The sequence below is a fragment of the Ruminococcus sp. CAG:330 genome (assembly GCF_000437175.1).
Taxonomy (GTDB): domain Bacteria; phylum Bacillota; class Clostridia; order Oscillospirales; family Ruminococcaceae; genus Ruminococcus_C.
Map to the genome: position 1 here is coordinate 48,947 of NZ_FR898094.1, position 18,212 is coordinate 67,158.

General features: G+C 38.3%; 19 protein-coding genes and 1 tRNA gene. 11 read left to right on the top strand and 9 right to left on the bottom strand.

The window, feature by feature from the left end; genetic code table 11:
* Positions 1–72 precede the first annotated feature (72 nt).
* Both QZL66_RS11590 and QZL66_RS11595 read left to right on the top strand, forming a co-directional pair.
* Positions 73–1,929 (top strand): heavy metal translocating P-type ATPase, encoded by a 1,857-nt coding sequence (locus QZL66_RS11590; protein ID WP_022411879.1) that lies wholly within the window; start codon positions 73–75, stop codon positions 1,927–1,929.
* Between the two features lie 286 nt (positions 1,930–2,215).
* Positions 2,216–2,292, top strand: a tRNA-Met gene (locus QZL66_RS11595).
* 351 nt (positions 2,293–2,643) lie between these two features.
* On the opposite strand, the gene QZL66_RS11600 is transcribed toward QZL66_RS11595, so the two are convergent.
* Positions 2,644–3,939, bottom strand: coding sequence for a sensor histidine kinase (locus tag QZL66_RS11600; RefSeq protein WP_022411880.1), 1,296 nt, complete (start codon positions 3,937–3,939; stop codon positions 2,644–2,646).
* On the bottom strand, positions 3,936–4,655 hold the full coding sequence (locus QZL66_RS11605) for a LytR/AlgR family response regulator transcription factor (RefSeq protein ID WP_293615205.1): 720 nt from the start codon (positions 4,653–4,655) through the stop codon (positions 3,936–3,938). Before QZL66_RS11605 ends, QZL66_RS11600 begins: the two co-directional genes overlap by 4 nt.
* A 216-nt stretch (positions 4,656–4,871) precedes the next feature.
* On the opposite strand from QZL66_RS11605, the gene QZL66_RS11610 reads away from it, so the two are divergent.
* The 8 genes from QZL66_RS11610 (at position 4,872) to QZL66_RS11645 (ending at position 10,056) form a co-directional block, all read left to right on the top strand.
* The gene (locus tag QZL66_RS11610) at positions 4,872–5,450 is read left to right on the top strand and encodes an accessory gene regulator ArgB-like protein (protein ID WP_293615207.1); all 579 of its coding nucleotides are present in this window, start codon (positions 4,872–4,874) and stop codon (positions 5,448–5,450) included.
* Positions 5,443–5,577, top strand: a complete 135-nt coding sequence (locus QZL66_RS11615; RefSeq protein WP_022411883.1) for a cyclic lactone autoinducer peptide — start codon at positions 5,443–5,445, stop codon at positions 5,575–5,577. Before QZL66_RS11610 ends, QZL66_RS11615 begins: the two co-directional genes overlap by 8 nt.
* Before the next feature lie 167 nt (positions 5,578–5,744).
* Entirely contained in the window at positions 5,745–6,242 is a 498-nt protein-coding gene (locus QZL66_RS11620) for a DUF2712 domain-containing protein (protein ID WP_022411884.1), read from the top strand.
* A gap of 147 nt (positions 6,243–6,389) precedes the next feature.
* Positions 6,390–7,100, top strand: a complete 711-nt coding sequence (locus QZL66_RS11625; protein WP_022411885.1) for a hypothetical protein — start codon at positions 6,390–6,392, stop codon at positions 7,098–7,100.
* An 8-nt stretch (positions 7,101–7,108) separates the two neighbouring features.
* Positions 7,109–7,936, top strand: coding sequence for an ABC transporter permease (locus tag QZL66_RS11630; protein ID WP_022411886.1), 828 nt, complete (start codon positions 7,109–7,111; stop codon positions 7,934–7,936).
* The gene (locus QZL66_RS11635) at positions 7,923–8,786 is read left to right on the top strand and encodes a hypothetical protein (protein ID WP_022411887.1); all 864 of its coding nucleotides are present in this window, start codon (positions 7,923–7,925) and stop codon (positions 8,784–8,786) included. The genes QZL66_RS11630 and QZL66_RS11635 overlap by 14 nt, the downstream gene beginning before the upstream one ends.
* Positions 8,787–8,794: 8 nt before the next feature.
* The gene (locus tag QZL66_RS11640; RefSeq protein ID WP_022411888.1) at positions 8,795–9,457 is read left to right on the top strand and encodes an ABC transporter ATP-binding protein; all 663 of its coding nucleotides are present in this window, start codon (positions 8,795–8,797) and stop codon (positions 9,455–9,457) included.
* Complete coding sequence (locus QZL66_RS11645; protein ID WP_022411889.1) at positions 9,454–10,056, top strand: hypothetical protein; 603 nt, start codon at positions 9,454–9,456, stop codon at positions 10,054–10,056. Before QZL66_RS11640 ends, QZL66_RS11645 begins: the two co-directional genes overlap by 4 nt.
* Before the next feature lie 69 nt (positions 10,057–10,125).
* On the opposite strand, the gene QZL66_RS11650 is transcribed toward QZL66_RS11645, so the two are convergent.
* From QZL66_RS11650 to QZL66_RS11680, 7 genes are all read right to left on the bottom strand, one after another.
* Positions 10,126–11,706, bottom strand: a complete 1,581-nt coding sequence (locus QZL66_RS11650; protein ID WP_022411890.1) for a recombinase family protein — start codon at positions 11,704–11,706, stop codon at positions 10,126–10,128.
* Positions 11,707–11,821: 115 nt separating this feature from the next.
* Positions 11,822–12,166 carry a sigma factor-like helix-turn-helix DNA-binding protein gene (locus QZL66_RS11655; protein ID WP_177496154.1) on the bottom strand — a complete coding sequence of 115 codons (345 nt, stop codon included), beginning with the start codon at positions 12,164–12,166 and terminating at the stop codon, positions 11,822–11,824.
* A gap of 126 nt (positions 12,167–12,292) precedes the next feature.
* Entirely contained in the window at positions 12,293–12,562 is a 270-nt protein-coding gene (locus QZL66_RS11660; RefSeq protein WP_022411892.1) for a hypothetical protein, read from the bottom strand.
* 45 nt (positions 12,563–12,607) lie between these two features.
* Positions 12,608–13,300 (bottom strand): helix-turn-helix domain-containing protein, encoded by a 693-nt coding sequence (locus QZL66_RS11665; protein ID WP_022411893.1) that lies wholly within the window; start codon positions 13,298–13,300, stop codon positions 12,608–12,610.
* 43 nt (positions 13,301–13,343) lie between these two features.
* Positions 13,344–14,033: a helix-turn-helix domain-containing protein gene (locus QZL66_RS11670; protein ID WP_022411894.1), complete on the bottom strand. Its 690-nt coding sequence runs from the start codon at positions 14,031–14,033 to the stop codon at positions 13,344–13,346.
* Between the two features lie 36 nt (positions 14,034–14,069).
* Positions 14,070–15,392: a DUF6017 domain-containing protein gene (locus tag QZL66_RS11675; protein ID WP_022411895.1), complete on the bottom strand. Its 1,323-nt coding sequence runs from the start codon at positions 15,390–15,392 to the stop codon at positions 14,070–14,072.
* A 210-nt stretch (positions 15,393–15,602) separates the two neighbouring features.
* Entirely contained in the window at positions 15,603–17,201 is a 1,599-nt protein-coding gene (locus QZL66_RS11680) for a recombinase family protein (RefSeq protein WP_022411896.1), read from the bottom strand.
* A 668-nt stretch (positions 17,202–17,869) separates the two neighbouring features.
* Between QZL66_RS11680 and mobC the strand changes: the two genes are divergently transcribed.
* Positions 17,870–18,205, top strand: coding sequence for a plasmid mobilization protein (gene mobC / locus QZL66_RS11685; protein ID WP_022411897.1), 336 nt, complete (start codon positions 17,870–17,872; stop codon positions 18,203–18,205).
* Positions 18,206–18,212: the final 7 nt, after the last annotated feature.

Here is an 18,212-nt window from a genome sequence, read left to right on the forward strand (position 1 = left end):
TCCGTATTGTAAGAGAATGCGGAACGGGCGCTTTGTCTTTTTTTGCAGCATAACAGGCGAGGAGGAATCTGTATGACAAAAAGACAGCGAAACTTATTGGTGAAGATCATTGCGGGTGCGGTGCTGTTTGCTGTGGCCGTGGTGATAAAGCATGTGGTCGATCTGCCATGGTGGGGGGAACTGATTCTCTTTCTCGCTGTTTATGCGGAGGCGGGATGGGATGTCATCTATAAAGCCGGTCGGAACATCGCACATGGTCAGATTTTCGATGAGAATTTCCTGATGGCAGTGGCATCCGTGGCGGCGTTTGCCATCGGAGAATATCCCGAAGCAGTGGAGGTCATTCTGTTCTACCAGATCGGAACGTGGTTTGAACAGATGGCGGTGGGCCGTTCCCGGCAGGCGGTTTCGGATCTGCTGGATCTCTGTCCGGATGAGGCAACAGTGCTGCGGAACGGAAAGCCGGAAACCGTTCTGGTGGACGAGGTAGAAGTCGGCGAACACATTCTGGTGCGTGCCGGCGAGAAGATCCCGCTGGATGCCGTGGTATTTCAGGGACACACCACACTGGATACCGCTGCACTCACCGGAGAATCCATGCCGGCATCTGTCAAAGAGGGCGACGAGGTGTTCAGCGGCTGCGTGAACCTGAGCGGTGCCATTGAGCTGACTGTGACGAAACCGGCTTCGGAGTCCACAGCAGCAAAAATTATGGAGATGGTGGAGAGTTCCGCCTCCAGCAAGGCAAAGACCGAGCAGTTTATCACCAAGTTTGCACGCTACTATACCCCCTGTGTGGTCATCGCTGCGGTGATTCTGGCAGTGCTTCCCCCGCTGATTACCGGTCAGGCGTGGAGCGAGTGGATCTATCGTGCACTGACATTCCTGATTATCTCCTGCCCGTGTGCACTGGTCATTTCCGTTCCCCTCAGCTTTTTCGGCGGCATTGGCTGCGCCTCCAAACAGGGCGTTTTGGTCAAGGGCAGCAACTATCTGGAGGCACTCTCCCATGCGGAAATTGTGGTCATGGATAAGACCGGCACACTGACAGAGGGCAAGTTCCATGTGACCCAGCAGAACGCCGTGGGCATCTCCGAGGCGGAGCAGCTGGAGCTGGCAGCACTGGCAGAGTCCGCTTCCAACCACCCCATCGGGCAGTCACTGCGTGAGGCATACGGAAAGGAACTGGACACCTCTCGTGTGCAGGACATCCAGGAATCCGCCGGCCATGGTGTTTCGGCGCTGGTGGACGGAAAGGAAGTGCTCGCCGGTAATGCAGCGTATTTGCAGGAGGCCGGGCTGGAACCGCTGGTGCCCCGGCAGACGGGCACGGCAGTGCATGTTGCTGTGGATGGCGTGTATGCCGGCTATCTGCTCATTGCCGATGCCGTCAAGCCGGATTCCGCCGAGGCAGTGCGGGAACTGCGCCGTTCCGGCATCGATTGTCTGGCAATGCTGACCGGTGACAGCGAATCGACGGCAAAGGCTGTGGGTGAGGCACTGCAGCTGGATGAGGTGCACGCAAAGTGCCTACCGGCAGACAAGGTTTCCTATATGCAGCAGTATCGGGAGAAGCTGTCCAGCGGCAGAACACTGGTCTTTGTGGGTGACGGCATGAACGATGCGCCGGTGCTGGCACAGTCTGATGTGGGCGTTGCCATGGGCGGTCTTGGCTCGGACGCAGCGATTGCCGCTGCCGATCTGGTCATTCTGGACGATAAGCCCTCGAAGCTGGCGTTTGCCGTGCGAGTTGCCAGGAAGACCATGCGTCTGGCACGGGAAAACATTGTGTTCGCCTTGGGCGTGAAGGCAGTGATTCTGGTGCTGGGTGCCTGCGGTCTGGCCGGCATCGGCTGGGCGGTGTTCGCAGATGTTGGCGTTTCTGTGATCGCCATCCTGAACGCCACTCGTGCAATGCGGCAGAAGTAAAACGTGATGGAATAGAATCGTATGGATTCCGGAGCACCTGTGCGGGACGGCATGGGTGCTCTTTTTTGTTTGTGCTCGAAATGTGCGGTAGGGGGCAGTGGCGGGGCTGGTGTATCGAAATAGTGAGCGGAAATCGCTTTTAGTTGCATTGATTTGCGTATATCACTTTCTTATCTAATAAAAAAGTTCTCGTAACTTAAAAAAACATTGTTTTTGAGGAATCTGATTGACATTCGGCGGAAACTGTGGTATACTATACTAGTCGCCATGAGGAGACAGTAAATATCGCGGGATGGAGCAGCTCGGTAGCTCGTCGGGCTCATAACCCGAAGGTCGTCAGTTCAAATCTGGCTCCCGCAACCATAACCGCACTGCACAAATGATACAATTGTGCAGTGCTTTCTTTTTGGAAAAACGCCGAAAATGCGTGACTTTTTCGGCTTTATCAAGCAAAAACAGCCTGCTGTGGAGCGTTTTCCCGGCAGGCTGTTTGCGTTTCTGAAACAACAAAAAAACGATAGGGTAAAATAAAACGGTAGGTCGAGGCTATCGTTTTTTTGTTGTAAAATCAAAATTAGAACCATAAAAAATGCCATGCTGGGAAAGCACATTTTCTCAGCATGGCATTTTGTTTCTATGAAATGTAGATTTCTTCGTAAAATCTGCCCATTTATTTGCTAAAAAATTCAGACAAAACAATTTGTGAAATGGCATTTACACAGGTATTAAAACATCAGCAAGAAACCAGCCCTCTTTTTCATAAAAATGAATGACTCCATTGCTTTGGGCAATTGCCTCGTGAATACTGTAAATTCCAAGCCCATGATTCGTTTTATCGCTTTTTTTAGTTTTTGGCATGCTGCCGTTTATGAGAACTGGATTTTGGATTCTATTTTGGATCGTAATATGCAAATATGTTCCAAGGCTTTCAATCGCAAGCCGGATTTCCTTCTGATCTTCTTTCCTTTCTGCCTCAATTGCATTATCCATGAGATTCCCGAAAATTGTACTGAATGTCACATCATCAAACTTTGGCAAATCATTTTGGATATAGCATTTCAAAGAAATATTTTCGTTTTTACATACGACCCGCTTGAGATCTAGTATTGCATTAAGAATCTGGCTGTTTGTATCTGTATAATTCGGACATTCTTCTAATTTCCCGGATATTTTTTTCATGTATGCCAATGCCTTGTCTGAATTGCCCTTTTCGATATAGCTGGCAATGACAGCAATATGATTGTTCAGATCATGCTGCAAAGCTTTCATGGATTGGTTCCACTGAACTGCCTCTTGCATTTTTACTTCATTGTCATGCAGTCGAGTTTGCAATACGATTTGTTTCAATTTATTCTGGTTCTGTATGGAAAATTGAATAAGTATAAATAACAAAAGAACTGCAATTACGGAAATACAGCCCATGATTACGAATACATACTGCATCGGAATCAAGTTGTCGAGGATAATTTTTTCAATGATGATCCCGATAATTACAGTAAGTATCATGAAAATAATGAAAACCGATGCTTGTAACAAGTGGAGTACAATTTTTTGTTTTCGAATACCGTTTATGATAGGGAAAAGTAATCCAATCAAAGAAATTTTTGATAAAAACAGCAGGAAGACTCTTACCGGATTCCTCATAAGAAGTACACTGGAATAATCACTTTTCAAGATGGATGCAGATATAATTGTAATCACAGCGTTTACTAAAAATAATACTGCCAGTTCTATTGTAACCAGCAGAAGTTGCTGCCACCATTTTCCTTTTAAGGAAATCCTGCAATACATAAAAAATATCAAAAAATAGAATGCTGCGTATATACCCTCTGCAATAGTAATATTGTTGAATATTGTTACACAGGAAAAGAAAAGCAACATAAAGGCAATGGAAGTTACAATGTTTAATTTCTGTTTTGGTTTCTTGAAAGAAAGTGTATATGCTAAAAAGCATATGAGAACAATGCTGTCAATTGCCGTTGCCATGTATTCTGAGATTGTGTACATCATATCAAAACTCTCCCTATGTACTTCAAATAGGCATCTAAAACAGATTGCAATTTCCTTCTGCTAACATACAAAATGGTACCATTTTTCAAGGAAATCGTATCGCTGACCAATTTGATATGTGCAAGATTGACCATGGTTCCAGAATTGATTAGAACAAAGTCTTTAAATTCCGGTAAGTTGAGATAATAGGACAAAGCTTCTCGTACTGTATAGCTTTCTCCAGTTAGAAGTTGTATCTTCACATTGTGTTTTTCCGATTCCAGAAATGTAATTTCTTCAATCTGTATGCAATACGTTCTGCCACCTGCAAATCTCGTTTCTGTGATAGTGATAGAAGGACTTTTTTGGTTGATTTCTTTTAAAATCGTTGTCAGTGCATATGGCAGTTCCGACGCAATAAACTGCTTTCGGACAAAACCTAAAGGTTTGTACCGAAAAGCATGTATAATCAAGTCATCTCGGCTGGTGATATACACAATGGGAATGCTGTTGTTTTTCTCATAAATTTGTTGCGACAAATCAAATCCGTTGATTGCCGGCATATCAATATCTAAAAATACAGCATCATAATTACAATTGTAATACATCTCCAAAAATTCAGATGGCTGATGGAAACAGTTTGTTTCTATTTGAATATCTGGCACGTAATTTTTTAGCATTTCCGCAATTTGTTCTGGAACATCTGGCTCATCATCTACTATCGCAAATCGCATCATTTTCACCCTTGCTTATTATAGCAAATGAAAAGCTTTTTTTCAAGTTTGAAGTACGATTTCGACAAAATATACAAATTATGATGCTGATTTTTGTCATATAAAAACCACTTGTGCCGTTTCTTGACCACTTATGCCGTTTTTATTGACGAATTTGTGCGAAAATGCTATACTAAGTGCAAGAAATCAAACGGAGGCGAAACATGAGTGATTTCTAACATGGCATCTTGTATTGTTGATGCTTTAATCCGAAATAAAGTGATAGATATTCAAAGCACCTCAGTATATCAGTATGGATTTGAAATTTTTATTTCATCAGTCCTTACTATTTTAATTACAATCACATCTGGAATTTTATTTCACTGTTTGACAGCAGCAATGGTATACTTTATTTTATTTGTGTTGCTTCGTTCCGTATGTGGCGGATATCACGCAAAGACATACTGGCAGTGTAATCTTACATTTGCAATTGTAACAACCATTGTTTTATGGATTTTTCGCTTTATGCCATTAGAGCAGTTTGAAGAATTGCACATTTGTAGTATCATATTTTCAATTTTAGTGACTGCTCATTATGCTCCTGTTGAAAGTGAAAATAAGCCTCTATCTGTGAATCAGAAAAAAATATTGCATATTCTTGGTACGACAATGGTAATTATGCTGGTTGTAATATCATGTGTACTGAAAATAAAGTTTGGCTCTAGTTACAGCATACTAATTGACACGACTCTTTTTGCAGTTGCATTTTCTATGTTTGTAACAAAGTCTAGGAAAGGAGGGAAAAGAGAAAATGAATAAAAAATCTATTCTTAAAGTGATTGCTGCCATTGGCATGAAATCTGCTAAAATTGGTTGCAATTCAGCATCTGCTTTTGGCTACCACCAGCCGAAAGAACCGAAGGCTCTGCAGAATCTGAAGAAGTAAAGCAGAGTAATTTCAGATTTCACATTGAGGTTATCATTCTTTTTGCTCTGAATATGTACGTACAAGATCTTGGGTTAGGGCGTAGAAAGGTGACTTCTTTGAGAAATACATACGAATATTCACTGCTGATTTAAATATAAAATCAGCCGACTAGAAAGGAGATTAAAATGGCCAAGTTTAAGAGAATTGTTGCGGCTGTGATGGTTGCAGCAACGATGACAACTTCTGCAATTGGTGGTATGAGTGCGAATGCAGATTATACTGACACTAATATCACTAACTTTATTGCACCGCCGAGTGCAGCAGGAACCTTCAATCCGTTGCCTCTTTCTCAAAATGGTGTTAGAGTAAAATCTACTGACACAAGCGTATATCTTAACGTCACAAAATCGACTTACAATGTATCAGTTCAAACCTGGGGACTCACAGATACAAGATGGTCTGCCTCTGGAAAAAACCGTACTTGCAATGCATATGGTTCCCTGACTACTTCCGTCACTGTTTCTGTAGGTCACCGCTATCAGATTAAAAACACAATCAATGAGAGTGGTTATTCTTGTGCGGGACTTAAATTCTGCTCAACGAATCAGTATAACTCCTCCACCATTACTGGTAAATGGAGTCCTGATTATTCTTATGAAAGCGGCGTAATCGTCGCAGGTTAAGTAGATCGGTAGATGCAGTAGATACAATTGGCTTTTATTAACAATTAATGATATGTCAGATGGAATAATTCATTCTGTCTGGCATTTCATATATCTATCCATAAAAATAATATATAAAATATTATACTTTTGAAAGGAACGGTATCTTTGAAAAAATTATTAAGTGTGATTTTTGTCCCTTCATTTTTGTTAATGAGTGCTTGTTCTCTAAGTGAAGTGCAGGTTGAAAAAATTTCTGATGAAAGTTCTAGCATAGAAAATCGTGCAAATGTAGGATCGGATGAAAGTTCTGCAACAGAAAATCGTGAAGATACAGGATCTGAGGCTGGTATACCGGAAAGGGCTGCGATCGGAGATAAGCTTTTCGCAGAAAATCTTGTAATGAACGGCGGAAGTGGTACGATTTATTGGACTATTAATAAAGCAGAAGCCTTTAAAACGGCACAGGATGCTGGGCTTCAGCTTGATGATATGTTTTCAGGCGAATTTGCGGATGGAATCAATTGGAATGCAGCAGAAAATACATTTACAGATAATTATGTACTTGTAATGCTGCATATTACGATTGAAAATGTTGATGCAATTTCACGTGATTATGCAGAAGAACCAGAAAAATATGATAAATATGATTTCAGAGTGGATGCTCTTGGAGGGTGTTCTTATGGCCCGCTTATGTATTTCAGTAAAATGGGAGAATGCAGTGCACATCCCAGTGCTTTTCATCTCGAACCAGGAGAAAGTACAGAAATGGATGCCGGATATCTTGTTGATTTGCGGGAAATTGATTTGAAAGAAGTAACATTTAATACAGCAGCGACTCCGGAATATGGTACAATTATTGCACTGAATCTAAGCTGAGGTGTGAAATGAAGAATATTTTCAAATTTGAATGGAATCGTATGATTCACAGTAAAACATTTTTGATTTCTGCAATAGCAGCCTCTTTGATGATTATTGCAGATGTTGTAGCGTGGTTTCTACTATATTTGCAAGGAATCGATGTGGATACCAGTATTTTTTACAAATGGCTTGGTGTTAATCGTGGAATGAATGCCGGGGTTTATTTCTTTATAGCACTTCCGCTGTTAACTGCGTTTGCATATAGCTGGAGTGTTAGTTATGACCGAAACTCCGGTTATATTTCTCAGATTATCACGAGAACCAGCCGCAAAAAATATTTTACAGCCAAATTTCTGGTGACCTTTATTAGCGGCGGAATAATTTTTGCTGGTGCATTGATTTTGGATTATGTATTGCTTGCCATATTTTCTCCGGCATATACTCCCATTCCGGGGGATTTGGCATCCAGCATGGATCCGTTTCATTTCTGTTCTGAAATATTTTATCAGAATCCATATTTGTTTATGCTGATATGGTTCGGGATTGCTTTCCTATGGGGCGGGGCGATGAGTTGTATCAGTATGGCAGCTGGCATGCTGATAAAAAAATATGTGATCTCAAGCATTGTTCCGTTTCTTGTATTTACAGCAGAGCAAATACTTGCATTATACGTTATGCAAAGATATACAATTACCATAAAAGGAACATCAATTGGTCTTGTTTGGACGGATATGTTGTATGCAGCTCCTATGACGACATCGTTTCCGGAACATATTCTGCTATGTATCGCTCTGATTATCATGATATCCACGTTTATTTACATTTTACGAGGAAGAAAATATGAGTGTCTTTAAGTTATGGTTATGCGATATACGGGAAGGTATTTTTAAGAATAAGCGATATACGATAGTTCCATTTATTTGTATATTTGAATGTATGTATGCACATATGAGTATAAATTCCTATCAATTATATTATGATGTCCATAGCAGACCGACTTTTTTGGCGCTTTGGGCAGAAATCTTTCACGGCTGTGACCCAATTACAAAAAATCCAGATCCCAATCTTAAAATTGAACTGCCATACTTCTGGATTGCTATTTTTATTTTTGCCATATTTATCGGATTTGATTATATGCATAATGATCTGACACAGTTTGGAATACAGGTTCTTTCAAGAACCAGAAAACGAAGCAGATGGTGGATCTCAAAATGCTTCTGGTGTTTATCTTCCGGAATTTACTTCTATATCATTTTTCTGTTGACGGCTATTGTTTTCAGCATCATCAATGGATACGATTTGACGCTTTCTGGAAGCACAGAATTACTCAATATTATTGCAGATAGAAGTGTTATATATACATTTACAGGGATATCAGAACTGAACATATTTCAAGAATTATGGATGCTGTTTTCACCTATGTTGGTTATTTGCACTTTCAATATGATACAAATGATACTCTGTCTATTTATAAAGCCAATGTATGGATATTTACTTATAGTAGGTATTTTGATATTAGGTATTCTAACGGATATTCCACTGGCATTTTCTCGTTGTGGAATGATCACTTTCAGTGATTATTTTTTTGAAGACGGGTACCATATATCAATTGAACTTGCAATTTGTCTGATCTTGATAATGGCTTCGATATTAATAGGCACATTATATTTCAAAAAATATGATATATTGCCTGATAAGGAATGAGGTTTGACATGACAATCACATTGAAGAATGTAACGAAAAAAATCAGAGGAAATACCGTAGTTGATCATGTAGATCTGACGTTAAGCAGTGGGATGGTATACGGTCTTTGTGGATATAATGGATGCGGAAAAACGATGCTGATGAGACTGATTGCAGGATTGATCCATCCATCTTATGGAGAAATTGTATACGACGGAAAAATGTTGGGAAAAGACATTGATTTTCCTGAGAATATGGGAATTCTCATTGAAAATCCAGCGTTTCTAGGCGGAATGACTGGTTTTGATAATTTGAAGTTACTTGCATCCATTCAAGGAAAAATTTCAGATGATATGATAATGAAATCAATCACTCGCGTTGGTCTGGATCCAAAGGACAAAAAGAAGTACCGCAAATATTCGCTTGGTATGAAACAGCGGCTTGGAATCGCTTCCGCCATTATGGAGATGCCGGATTTGGTGATTCTAGATGAACCGACCAATGCGCTAGATGCAAACGGCGTGGAAATAACAAAAAAGATTATTGCCGAAGAAAAAGAACGGAGTGCACTTGTTATTATAACATGTCACGATCAAGAAATTTTGGAAGATGTATGCGATGTAATATATACGATTGAACATGGCAAAATTACAAACGAAAAAATTATGCAGGCGGAGGCAAACTCAGAATGAAAAAGCGAATAATTGGGGCAATCGCAATTGCGTGTGCAGTGATATGGTGTATCCGCTATTACACATTAAATGGGACATTTGCAGTTCACGGTATTTATCAGGAAGAAGTTTATACCATGTATGACGTTGTAGAATTTGACGATTGTATGTCATATGGTGGTTATGAAGCACCAGGGTATTCTATTGTATTAGAAGCAGCACGCATTGTTGATGCGAAAGACTATCTGGAAGAATTGGGAAAGAACGTCGGGGATTTTCAGTATCTTTCAGAACGTTATTTGGAACTGACATTGACGGTTTCAAATTGTGGTGACTACAAAGATGGAATGAACTTTTATGGACTTCCTGTTATCGGAACAAACTGGTATGCTTTTTATGATAATGAGGTAACTGCATGCATCAATCCCTTTTTTGAAAATAACTATGATGCTGCTTGGGGATGTGGTGTAAATAAAAATTCCAATGCGACAGTGAAGATTGCATATAATCTATATGAAAATATGTTTTCAACTAAGCAATGGTCAAATATGAATCAAGAAAAAATGTGGCTGTGGGTTACATTAAAACCGATTGATAAGAGAATTGCGATTACTCTGTAATTGATATAATGTTTGTAAAATTGAATGAATATATTAGTACTAGTTGTAATTCGCATGGGGAACACGATTTCATAACGTGTCCATAAGTCCAACACCTACAAAAAACACGTCAATTTTCTGTTCCTTTGTGCCTTTCAAATGTTCGCCAACTTCAATACGGTCAACAAAATCAGATAAGACTTCGGGAGTAAGCTCTGTAATGCTGTCGTATTTTTCAATTGCTTCATACAATCTATTGATTTTCTGATATGCATCTTTTGCACTATTTTCCTGTAAAATCAGGTCTGCAATTTTTGCATTCAGTTCAGCCTTTTCTTCAGTGTATGTTTTTGATAAACTTCCGAAAATATCTGAATCAATTTCGTTACGAACTTTTGCTTCAAACAAACCCTGTACATACTTATCAATCTCAGCAATTCGAGTTTGTGCAGCACCTATTTCTGATTGGATTTTGCTTCTGGATGCTGTTTCATCGGCATTCAGCCTTTTTCTTACTTTGGCTTTAAATGACCGAATATCACTCTTGGCTTCGTACCACATAAGTTTGATTTTCTGCAATACACATTGCTTTAGTGCATCTTCATCAATACGATGATAGGTGCATTTTTTTTGCTGCTTTCTATAACCAGAACACTCATAACTTACAATCATGTTGCCACGAGCTTTATGCCTAAATACATGAAATCTGGATTTGCAATCTTTGCAGTATACATATCCAGTGAAAAGCGTATCTTTTGTTTTACTTTTCTTTTTTCTGCATCTTTTAGCATATCGGTTTTGTGCCTTTTCAAATATCACTCTGTCAATGATAGCTGGGTGAGTATCTAAAAAAACACGTTGCAGTTCCGGCGGATTTTTTATGATTTTCTTGCTTTTATAAGAAGGCTTATGTGTCTTGAAATTCACTGTGTCACCGCAATATTCACGATTTGTAATAATCACGGTTATAGTTGCACCTGTCCATTCATATGGCGTATCAGATTCTTTTTGATAAAGGTAGACAAACGGTCGCTGGATTTTTTCATCCCGAAGAATGTTTGCTATTCTTGACACACCATTTCCGCTTATATAAAGCTCATAAATTCGCCTAACAACAGAAGCAGCATACTCGTCTATTATCCATTTTTCTTTGTCTTCAGGTGATTTCATATACCCGTAGATTGCTCTGCTGCAAAGTCGTCTGCCAGAGTTGCCCTTTTGAGTAATCATCGCCCTCATTTTCTTGGAAATATCCTTTGCATACCATTCGTTGATAAGATTGCTGAACGGTATAAGGTCACTTAGTCCCTCTGCGGAATCCACATTATCGCTAATTGCCACAAATCGAACATTGTATTCCGGAAAAATAATCTCTGTATACTGTCCCACCATCAGATAATTTCTTCCCAAACGTGACATATCCTTAACGATAATTGTACCAATCAGACCATTCTCAACATCTGTCATCATTTTTTGAAATGCTGGTCTTTCAAAGTTTGTACCGGAATAGCCATCGTCTGTGTAAAACTGATGGTTTATAAAGCCATGTGTATTTGCATATTCTGCAAGAAGTTCTTTCTGATTGGCAATGCTATTGCTGTCATGCCCCGAATTGCCTTCATCATGAGAAAATCTCGCATATAATGCTGTGATTTTTCCTGTCTGTATCATCCCATAATACCTCTCATTCGTGATGCAGACAGACGGATATAACTGTTTATTTTATTATACCGTATATCCATAGAAAAATCAAGTAATTATACAGGGTAAAACGTTTCTCTTCTATTCAATTGTCAAGGTACTCATTCTCTAAAAACGAAAGATTTTTATACGCCAATTTTCGCAGACGATGAAGATTTCTGTTTAACTTTTCACGAGCAGTAGATTCGGCAATTCCATGCCGTTTTCCTAACTCTTTATGTGTGACTTTTTCACCAAGATAGTAGTCTTCAATCAACTCATAACCTTCTGGGTTTGATAGTCGATACTCATCCATTGCTATCCTAAGAGCTAAAAGCAGCTTGTGTCGATATATTATTTCAGTTTTCTCCAGCTGCTTTTGCTCCCACACATAATAGTCTATCTCCCACACATGGTAGTCTGCATATGACGATGACAAAATAACACTCATCCGCATATCGCCCCTTTGAACTATATGCAGACAGATTGTTTTTCTTTGCTGTATATCATTATAGCGTATTTTGCGAAAAAAACAAGTGCCACATTTTTTTCGGTTCGCTATATGAATTCAGAATGATTACCCTACTGCTTTAGAAATCTTTTCGTTAATACTTTTCATGTCTAGGTCTATTACTGCTTTTTCACCGATAAGAAGAATAACTGTTCTTCTATCAGTCAATTTTCTACCATGAATAAAGCGATGTCGGTCAGTTGCTTTTAATTCCATAAAAGCATTTGCATCTTCCATGTTGTCAAAACGCTCTACATTGTATTTCTTATCAAGCTTGTTATAGTAAACACCATAGATACAACCATAAAGCTTGAAATATGTTGCTGAACTCATCATAATAAACAACTCCCTTTAAATATAAAACTTGAACTTTCTTTCTTTTTATTTACCTGAAAACAAGTAAGAATAATCAAGACCTGTAACGTTTTTGATATAAACAAGGTCTGAAAAGTTGAAACCATAATTAAGAGAAGAATCCTTGTTTTCTTTTCCTGTAAGAATGAAATGAAGCTTGTTCTGGTCAATACCGGAAAGAGTAGACAGTTTTTCAGTTCCAAAACCTTTTTCTGAAAGATGGTATAATACAATCCTTGAAAGTTGAATTTGCATAGCCGTATCAATATCATTATCAGGGCAACCGTCCATAATGTCCAGAATTGTAAATAATACGCTGCTATTCATATCAGAAAGCATAGCCTTCGGCTCAAATTTCACTCCATGTTTATTCATAAGCCACCCAATAGAACAACCTACATATTTAGCAATAGCAAGTTTCTGTTCATCAGAAGTTCTCACAACTGCTTGTAGACTGTTAAATCTCTGAGGAACGGAACTGGATTCTTTTAAAACAGATTTCTTGCTACTAAGTCTTACAGATACATTTACATCAGAATCAAGCAAAAAATCTATTGATACATCAAAGTAATCTGCAATTTTCTTTAGTGTTTCTCCATTAGGGATAGTTCCCTTTTTCCAATTGTTTGCTGAACCCGATGATATTTCAAGTTCTTTCAATATTGCATGAGGTTTAATCCCTTTGATTTCTGATAAATACCGAAATTTCTCCCAAAACATAAATAAAAGTTCTCCTTATCTTGCAATGCTTTTGCGATACTCTTTATTCAATGCCGGAAATCATAAACTTAATGCTTTTATTAAAAATATCGCCAAGGGCAAGCAAGTCGGATAGATTAAAAGGATAATTTCTAAGGCTATCCTTTTGTTTCTTGTCGCAAAGAATAAAATCGGCTTTTTCGCTAAGAAATTCATTTGGAATCTGCTCACCAGAACAAATTTCTAGGTTATAAAGGACGATTCTACTAAGTTGCATTTGCATATTTGCAATAAGCGGATGGTCATTAACATTATCAAATATTGCAATAAGATTATCCCAACCACGTTCGCTTATGTTTGCCACTCTTTTATACGGATTCTTTTCAACGACATTCTTATCATTTCCACAAAGAAAGAGGATACTGCAATTAGCGAATAACGCTATTTCATTTATATAATCATCCTTTATGGGTGTGCTGCTATTTAGCGAAATTGTCCTAGCCGAAGTTGCTTCATGTCCCCACAATTCTTGCTTTACTGAAGCTCCTACACCATTATCGTCATATTCTGTTCCAAGTAGAAAACCTACAGTACACTCAAGCTTCTGTGAAATTTTAATAAGCATTTCATAACTAGGATTCCCACCGTTTCTCCAGTTGGTTATGTTACTCTTACTTATTCCAAGTTCGGTTACGAGGCTGCTTGCTGAGTAGCCTTTTTCTTTGCATCTTGTTTTAAATGCTTCAAAATTCATAAATATCACTCCTTTCACTATATCAGAATCAAAAAATTATGATTCTTCTACAGGCTGTATCGGAAAGAAATGACTTTCCAGTTCCATAGCCATAGGCTCATCATTATTTTCTGAAACTGTCGATGAAGATGAACCGGACACAGGATACACCTCATCTACGTTGAAATCGGATGTTGCATACTGTGTCGGTGCGTTGTATAAAGCCGTTAAAATATATGACTTTCTGTTTTTTGGCACAGTATTCGTTTTACGCAAATTATCCATAGTAAAAAGCAAGTGCCAACGATTTAGCTTGTTTAACTGTTGCCGAACTGCATTAGCATCCATTTTGACTGAATTGACGTATATATTCTTTTTGACTTTCCACGCCCATGAAATTACAGACTTAATCTCTGTAAGTAAAGCATTGTCGTAGTCATCGTATTTTCGATTTTTTTCAAACATATCCATAAACAAATCAAAAATGCCAGCATTCCTTAACTTCTTCCGGACTTCTGTTTCTTCAGTTAATGCTGCATACGGCGAAGAAATGGATTGTGCTTCATCATGGGAAGTTTCTCGTATTTCATTGCCGAGTTTATTGCCGAGAACTCTTTTTTTCTTTTTTGTTGCATTAAATTCTATATCCACAGATTTGTATAATGCAGCAAGGTAGTAAGCTCTCTTGTCATTGATTCCTTTGCCATGCTTCTTCACATTTCTGATAACATATGCAATATGCTGAGAGGTCAACTTTGAAAATTTCTCTTTTAGGTATTCGTGTTCAATTGTTTCACCATGAACTGAGATGCAATCTGTTGTTGCAATCCATTCAACGATGTCATCAATAAGACAGCTATCAAAATTGGTTTTGAGTTGTTCGGCATTTAGCTGTAACGATAAATTTTCTTTTTCTTTGATAATCTCTTCTTTTCGTTCTTGCTCTGAAAGAGCAGAAGAGAAAGAATCATCATCATAAAAAAAGTTATATGTTTTATTATTGGGTATAGAAAATGTACTACCCGTGTTTGAAAACTGGACTACCGTTTCAAAAAAATAGTCCGATTTTTCTGAATCGGAATCAGCTGCCTTTCTCAAACTTTCAAGGTAGTTCAGGTCTGCTCTATAATGATTACAATCACCTGTTGTTCGTTCCACGATAATCAATTTTTTCTGCACCAACGTTTTGATGTATTTAGAAATAGTTGACCGAGAATTGATTCTCAGCCGATTCATAAAAGTCTTATAACTGCAAAAGCAATCCTTTCCGCTTTTCGTGAATCCATAAATCAGAGCATAAAAATGACGTATACCGTTTCGCAATCCAAGAAAAGTAGACATCCACTCATAGTCGGCTGAATAATTAGTTGTAAATTCCATTGTGTTCTCCTTCCTGTTTACTTTTTCTTAATTTGTTAATGCAATTATACAACCGATAAGCAAAAGAAACCAGTTGCAATATCTGAATCATTTGAGAACTTTTTAAATGTGATTTTGTCGAATATGAATTTTTGAGAAATAGATGGAACAACATGGCTATTTATTCAAAAAGCATCACTATAAATAAAGCAGCACAACCGCTTTTCTTCTTTATGATAAAATTTTCCCAATTCCCACAAGATAGAAATCAAGAAGTACACTCTTTTTTCCCAATTCATTTTCCTCTCTTATCTCAATTCTATCCACCAAACTATTCACAGCTGTTTCAGAGATTTCATTTAGAGATTCCAAGGAGAATTGATTTAATCTTCTACAAAACAAATCAGCACCTTTGATTTTTTCTTCTGCTGCACAAAGGACATGCTGACATTCTTCGTATTTCGATTTTAGTTGAATTGTTTCTTCGTCCATACTGAACATAATAGAATCAAAGAATTCGTCTGTAATGCGTTTTGAGAGTTTATCTGCGTATGCGGATTTTTTATAATCGCTTACTTCTCGAATTCGATTTTCGACTTTTTCACATTCGGAACGTGCTGCCATTAGTTCAGAGCTGCATTTTGCCCGAAGCAAATATCGTAGTTTTCTTAAAAATGTTTTTTTGTCGTTTTCGTATTCTTGTAGAATTTGATAAAGCAGCTTTTTCAATTCTTGCAGAATTGTTTTTTCCGGAATGTAGTGAGATGAACAAGTCTGATTTTTCTTCTTGCGGTAATTGTTGCAGACATACACGTTATAGATTCCGCCTTTTTGTTTTTTTCTCATTAAGTACATTTTGCATTTGCAGTCATAGCAAAATACTTTTCCATCCAAAATAGGTCTTTCTCTGTTACGAACATATTTTTTCTTTTGAGAAAGTTTTTCCTGTACCGCTTCATAATCTGCACGGCTAACAATTGCAGTTTGTGTATTCTGGTGAATCACCAATTCTGAATCTGGTTTGAATATCACCCGTTTATCTTTATATGATTTCCGTTCTGTTCGGAAATTTACTGTATCACCACAGTATTCCTGTTTAGATAGAATATCTGCAATAGTTCTCCCATTCCATGTATACGGGTCAGTCTGGGCAGAGCTTCCTTTTCTAATCTTACCACGATATGCACTAGGACAAAGTACTTTTTTATCATGCAGCATATCAGCAATTTCTGAAAATCCGTGTCCACTCAAATACATGGTGAAAATGAAACGCACTACTTCTGCTGCATCTTCATCTATAATCCAATGAGATTTATCTTGTGGGTCTGTGCGGTATCCGTATATCGGTCGTGTTGTTACATGTTTACCGCTTTCACCTTTAGCACGAATTGCAGCCCTTTGCTTTCTGGAAATGTCTTGTGCATATAACTCGTTGATAAGATTGAACAGCCCCATCATAATTCTATCGCCATTTTCAGAATTGAAATTTTCCCCGATAGAAATAAACTGAACATTGTAAGTTGCGAATTCATAATCTACATATCTTCCACAGTCTACATAGTTTCTGCCAAATCTGGAGAAGTCTTTTACAATCACTCTTTCAATTTTGCCTTTACGAATATCGTCCATCATTTCCTGAAAAGCTGGGCGATTGAAGTTCACTCCAGTATATCCGTCATCTGCATAAAACTGCGTATTGTAGTAACCGTGTTCTTCGGCATATTTCTCAAGCATAAATTTCTGGTGGATGATACTGTTGCTAACAGCGTCCTCTAAATCATCTTTAGACAGTCTTGCATATAGGGCTGTCTTTTTTCTTTCTGCCAGCATATTTCCCTCCTGACAATCTCACATAAGACATCCACAGAGGAAAAGCAATACAGTAACGGTTCTTGTCTTTCAATATCGGATAACAGCAGCAATGACTGACGACATCAGAATAAAAATCTGTTCTCTCCCTCCTATCATTCTGAGATTCAAGCAGCCGGAATTGCAACGCTTTTTATCTGACATAAGTCTTTCTTTTTTACGCCATGTGCTGATGTGATTGAAAGCTTTTTGTACATTCGAGCGATTCTTATCCTTACTATATTATATCACATTGATAGATGTAAATAATTTGTAAACAATGGAGCAAAAAGCACGTGGAAATGCCTTTTTTCTATCTTATAAGTAGAGGGGTATTTTTTACGGCATATGTAATCTACGAATTTCATGCTTTGCATGAAAAGTGAGCCATGCAGGAGCATGGCGAATATTTCGACAAACCGCAAAGGCGGTTTTCTAAAATAGCAAGCATCGACATTTGTTTAACAAATGTCACCGTCTGGCTAATGCCAGACTATGCTTGTTAGGGGTAAAACCCCTAAGACCCCCAAATTTGCCTTCGGCAAAGCTTTATCCCTAAAACAAAGGAATAAAGGATTATGTATCATGAAGAGTAAAAATGAATATGTCATTTTTGTGAATAGAATCGTGAGAATAGGAGAAAAGGTCGGATGAAAAAATCAAAAAAACACTTTATAGCATTCAGAGCAACCGATGAAGAATTCAATAAAATGAATGAAAATCTCTCACAGAGTAATTGCAATAATATGAGTTCTTATCTTCGTCATATAGCTGTAAATGGAAAAATAATTGTATATCCTGAAGAAGAATGGCGAGCAATACGCCGTGCTATTAGTAGCGTTGCAAACAACATCAATCAAATAACAGTTCGCTATCATTACAGCAAACAACTGTATCAAGACGACATTAAAGATTTGAAAAATGGAGTGGATGAAATCAACCAACAGTTATGCAGTTTGATTATCAAACTGTCGCAGATTAAGTGAAGGGGCA